The sequence below is a fragment of the Streptomyces sp. NPDC097619 genome, assembly GCF_040302735.1.
In the GTDB taxonomy this organism is placed as follows: Bacteria; Actinomycetota; Actinomycetes; order Streptomycetales; family Streptomycetaceae; genus Streptomyces.
The window spans coordinates 1-4,971 of record NZ_JBEOSD010000283.1; the positions used below are offsets into that span (position 1 = coordinate 1).

The 4,971-nt window shown below is 72.5% G+C and carries 5 protein-coding genes; 3 read left to right on the forward strand and 2 right to left on the reverse strand.

Annotation, left to right across the window (positions count from 1 at the left end):
• Positions 1–84: 84 nt before the first annotated feature.
• Positions 85–1,062 carry a carbohydrate kinase family protein gene (locus ABTZ17_RS36260; RefSeq protein ID WP_352200084.1) on the reverse strand — a complete coding sequence of 326 codons (978 nt, stop codon included), beginning with the start codon at positions 1,060–1,062 and terminating at the stop codon, positions 85–87.
• Positions 1,063–1,195: 133 nt separating this feature from the next.
• Here ABTZ17_RS36260 and ABTZ17_RS36265 point away from each other — a divergent pair, with 133 nt between their 5' ends.
• Complete coding sequence (locus ABTZ17_RS36265) at positions 1,196–1,423, forward strand: hypothetical protein (RefSeq protein ID WP_352200085.1); 228 nt, start codon at positions 1,196–1,198, stop codon at positions 1,421–1,423.
• Between the two features lie 109 nt (positions 1,424–1,532).
• Positions 1,533–2,957, forward strand: a complete 1,425-nt coding sequence (locus ABTZ17_RS36270) for a hypothetical protein (protein WP_352200086.1) — start codon at positions 1,533–1,535, stop codon at positions 2,955–2,957.
• 118 nt (positions 2,958–3,075) lie between these two features.
• Here the strand turns inward: ABTZ17_RS36270 and ABTZ17_RS36275 are convergent, their stop codons facing one another.
• Positions 3,076–3,432, reverse strand: a complete 357-nt coding sequence (locus tag ABTZ17_RS36275) for a HesB/IscA family protein (protein WP_093801209.1) — start codon at positions 3,430–3,432, stop codon at positions 3,076–3,078.
• A gap of 296 nt (positions 3,433–3,728) precedes the next feature.
• Here ABTZ17_RS36275 and nadA point away from each other — a divergent pair, with 296 nt between their 5' ends.
• Positions 3,729–4,916, forward strand: a complete 1,188-nt coding sequence (nadA, locus tag ABTZ17_RS36280; protein WP_352200087.1) for a quinolinate synthase NadA — start codon at positions 3,729–3,731, stop codon at positions 4,914–4,916.
• Positions 4,917–4,971: the final 55 nt, after the last annotated feature.

The window sequence follows — 4,971 nt, forward strand, 5'->3', positions numbered from 1 at the left end:
GTCCCTGGTGCGCGGGCTGCCCTGCGGGGGTCGCGGGCCCGGACCGGGCCGTCGGGCGGCGGTGGGCCGCCGGGGCCGTTCGGGTCAGGCGGCGAAGTGCGCCTGGACCTCAGCGGCGGCGTCCTCGCCGTAGGCCTTGGTGAAGCGCTCCATGAAGTGGGCGCGGGCCAGGGTGTACTCCTGGGTGCCGAGGGTCTCGATGACCAGGGTGGCCAGCATGCAGCCGACCTGGGCGGCGCGCTCAAGGCCGACGCCCCAGCCGAGGCCGGTCAGGAAGCCGGCGCGGAAGGCGTCGCCGACGCCGGTCGGGTCGACCTTGGCGGTCTCCTCGGGGCAGCCGACGAGGATCGGCTCGTGGCCGGCGCGCTCGATGCGGACGCCCTGGGAGCCGAGGGTGGTGACCCGGGTGCCGACCTTGGCGAGGATCTCCGTGTCGGTCCAGCCGGACTTCGACTCGATGAGGCCCTTCTCGTACTCGTTGGAGAAGAGGAAGGTGGCGCCCTCCATGAGGGTGCGGATGTTCTCGCCGTCCATGCGGGCGATCTGCTGGGAGAAGTCCGCGGCGAAGGGGATGGAGCGGGTGCGGCACTCCTCCGTGTGGCGGAGCATCGCCTCCGGGTCGTCCGCGCCGATCAGGACGAGGTCCAGGCCGCCGACGCGGTCGGCCACGGACTTCAGCTCGATCTGGCGGGCCTCGCTCATGGCGCCCGTGTAGAAGGAGCCGATCTGATTGTGGTCCACGTCCGTGGTGCACACGAAGCGGGCGGTGTGCAGGACCTCGGAGATCCGGACGGACTGGGTGTCCACCCCGTGGCGGTCCAGCCAGGCGCGGTACTCGTCGAAGTCGTAGCCCGCGGCGCCGACCAGGATCGGGTGTGCCCCGAGCTGGCCCATGCCGAAGCAGATGTTGGGGCCGACGCCGCCCCGGCGGACGTCGAGGTTGTCGACGAGGAAGGAGAGGGAGACCGTGTGCAGCTGATCCGCGACCAGCTGGTCGGCGAAGCGGCCGGGGAAGGTCATGAGGTGATCGGTGGCGATGGAGCCGGTGACTGCGATACGCACGGCGTGGGCGCTCCTGTGAAGGCGCGGACGTTGACAGTCAAAGTTACCCGGTCAAACAGTCGTGCGGGGACCACACGAAACTACCCCGTAGTAGGTCTTTCTTCGCGGAGAGCGCCGTGCGTACGGTGCCCGCATGAGGACTTACCCCGCCCCGGCCCCGTCCACCGCTCCGACCGCCCGCGCCACGGCCTCCGAAGGGGGGCTGGCCGAGCTGCTGGGCGACTGCGCGCGGATGGCCCCACACTGGGCGGTACCCGCAGGCCCGGCCCCGGTCAGGGTGGCACCGGAGCGGATCCACGGGGTGACGGTGCCCGCGGCCTCGGCCCGACTGATCGCCGGTACGGCGGTCTGCGGGGACTGACCCCCCTGACGGGGCCCCGGTGACCCCTGAGGGTGACGGGGGGACCCCGGGGGAACCGGATCCGGGCCCGCTCCGTCCCATCCGCGAACGGACGGCGAAGGAGCGAGCGGTGACCGGTGAACCCAAGGCACGCACACGACGGCCCGCGGTGGCGGCCGTCTCGATGGCGGCCGCTGTCCTGCTGGCGGGCGGCGGCATGGCCTATTGGGCCGGGACGGCCCACGGCGGGGAGGACCGCCCGGCGGTCGCGGCGGAGCGCGCCTCCGCCTCCGGCCCCGCCGGATCCCCCTCCCCCACGGCGCCGCCGGGGATCGCCCCCGGTGAGCCCGACCCGGGCGGCGGGGTCCGCTACCGGGCCGCGGCCGAACTGCCCGAGGGGCCCGGGGTCGCCGCCCCGTACCGGCTCTCGGGGAAGGTGACCGAGCGGGACGCGGCGCGACTCGCGGCGGCCCTGGGACTGGCGGGCCGTCCGGTGCTGTCCGGCGGACTGTGGCGCGCGGGGGCCGAGAAGGACGGTTCGGGTCCGCGGTTCCAGGTGGCCGAGAGCGGCCCCGGGGCCTGGTCCTTCACCCGCTACCGGCCGGGCTCCGACGACTGCGTGCGCGGCCGCGACACCTGTGGGCCCGCCACCCTGCCGGAGGGGCCGGGCCGGGACGCCGGCGTGCCCGCCGGCTCGGACTTCGGCGAACCGGTGACCGAGGAGGCCGCGAAGGCGGCGGCCGCTCCGGTGTTGGAGGCGGCCGGGCTCAAGGGGGCCCGTCTGGACGCGCGCCTGGTGCTGGGCGGGGTCCGGGTGGTCTCCGCGGACCCGGTGATCGGCGGGCTGCCCACCCAGGGCTGGGCCACGAAGGTGCACGTGGGGGCCGACGGTCAGGTGGTCGGCGGCTCCGGCGAGCTGTCGGCCCCGGTGCGCGGCGAGGACCGTCGGGTGCTGACGGCGGGGGCGGCCCTGGACCGGCTGAACACCGCCGGCCCGCGGGCCTCGATCGGCGGCTGCGCCACTCCGGTGCCGCTGGAGCACGGGGTGCCGGACCGGGCCGGGGAGGCGGAACCCGCGCAGGATCCCTGCCCGGTGTCGGGGGCGCCCGATCCGCGGCCCGTGGAGACGGTGACCGGGGCGGAGCTGGGGCTGACCCCGCGGACCGAGGGCGGCGAGCGGCAGCTGGTGCCCGCGTGGCTGTTCACGGTGGCGGGCCGGGACGGGGCCGCGGGCCGGGTGGTGGCCCAGCCGGCCGCCGCGGACGAGCCCGCCGGGGCGCCGAAGGCGGGGACGGTGCCCGGCTTCGCCTACGAGGAGAGCGACCGGCGGCTGACCGTGCACTTCTGGGGCGGGGTGTGCAGCGACTACGCCCTGGAGGTCCGGGAGCACCCCGGCTCGGTCATGGTGCGGATCACGGACACCCCGCGGGACCCGGGAGCGGCCTGCGTCCTGATCGCGCAGGAGATGTCCGTCTCGGCGCGGTTGGCGGAGCCGCTGGGCACCCGCAAGGTGGTCGACGCCGGGACCGGAGAGGCCCTGCGACGGCAGGGCTAGGGCCTGGCGGAGGGCGTTCCCGCGTGGGGGTGGGGACGCGGTGAGGGGCGGCACCGGAGATCCGGTGCCGCCCCTCACGGGTGTACGGCCCGCCGCGGGGCGGGCCGTACGGAAGCGCTTAGCTGAAGGAGTCGCCGCAGGCGCAGGAGCCCGTGGCGTTCGGGTTGTCGATGGTGAAGCCCTGCTTCTCGATGGTGTCGACGAAGTCGATCGAGGCGCCGCCCAGGTACGGGGCGCTCATGCGGTCGGTGACCACCTTGACGCCGTCGAAGTCCTTGACGACGTCGCCGTCGAGGGAGCGCTCGTCGAAGAAGAGCTGGTAACGCAGTCCGGAGCAGCCGCCGGGCTGAACGGCGACACGCAGCGCCAGGTCGTCCCGGCCTTCCTGGTCGAGCAGGGCCTTGACCTTGGCGGCGGCGGCGTCGGACAGGAGGATGCCGTCGCTCACAGTGGTCTTGTCGTCCTGAACGGACATCTGCATTCACTCCCGAAGTGGGCGGCTCCCCGGGTCACGGGGAAACGTCGGACTCTTGCCGTCGGTGGCAACCGACGGGGCCGCGGATTCATTCCGGGCCTGACGCTTTCTTTCAGACATTCATGCTCGCACACCGGCGCGGAGGGGTGGACCCCTAGAAGCGGGCCGGGCGAATTCGTCACATGGACACTATCGGCATCGTCAAAGTGACGTGAAGCGGTTATGATAGATAGCGTCAACTAGACGAGAAGTCGCGCAGTCGCAGATCGCGGACTTGTAGTCGCGGAACAGAAAGGGTGCGTGTCGTGACCACCGCCCAGCCATTGGACGTCCAGCCGACGCCCCTCGCCCTCCTCCTGCTCGGCCGTGAGGCCGACCCGAAGAGCGAGCGGGGCGTGGAGTGCCCGGGCGACCTGCCCTCGCCCTCCGACCCGGACCTGGTGGCCCGCGCCCGCGCGGCCAAGGAGAAGCTCGGGGACAAGGTCTTCATCCTCGGCCACCACTACCAGCGTGACGAGGTCATCGAGTTCGCCGACGTCACCGGCGACTCCTTCAAGCTGGCCCGCGACGCCGCCGCCAAGCCGGAGGCCGAGTACATCGTCTTCTGCGGCGTGCACTTCATGGCGGAGTCCGCGGACATCCTGACCACCGACGACCAGAAGGTGGTCCTGCCGGACCTGGCCGCGGGCTGTTCGATGGCCGACATGGCCACCGCCGAGCAGGTCGCCGAGTGCTGGGACGTGCTGACCGAGGCCGGGATCGCGGACGTCACCGTGCCCGTCTCGTACATGAACTCCTCGGCCGACATCAAGGCGTTCACCGGCAAGCACGGCGGCACCATCTGCACCTCCTCCAACGCCAAGAAGGCCCTGGACTGGGCCTTCGAGCAGGGCGAGAAGGTGCTCTTCCTCCCGGACCAGCACCTGGGCCGCAACACCGCCGTCCGCGACATGGGCATGTCCCTGGACGACTGCGTGGTCTACAACCCGCACAAGCCGAACGGCGGGCTGACCGCCGAGGAGCTGCGCGCCGCGAAGATGATCCTGTGGCGCGGCCACTGCTCGGTGCACGGCCGGTTCAGCCTGGACTCGGTCAACGACGTGCGCGAGCGGATCCCGGGCGTCAACGTGCTGGTGCACCCCGAGTGCAAGCACGAGGTCGTGGCGGCCGCGGACTACGTGGGCTCCACGGAGTACATCATCAAGGCGCTGGAGGCGGCCCCGGCCGGCTCCAAGTGGGCCATCGGTACCGAGCTGAACCTCGTCCGCCGGCTGGCGAACCGTTTCGCCGCCGAGGACAAGGAAGTCGTCTTCCTCGACAAGACGGTCTGCTTCTGCTCCACCATGAACCGCATCGACCTCCCCCACCTGGTGTGGACCCTGGAGTCCCTGGCCGAGGGCAACCTCGTCAACCGGATCCAGGTCGACAAGGAGACCGAGAGCTTCGCCAAGCTCGCCCTGGAGCGGATGCTGGCGCTGCCGTAGCGGTCACGGCAGAAGGACGACTGCGGCGGGGCCGGGACGTGGGTACGTCCCGGCC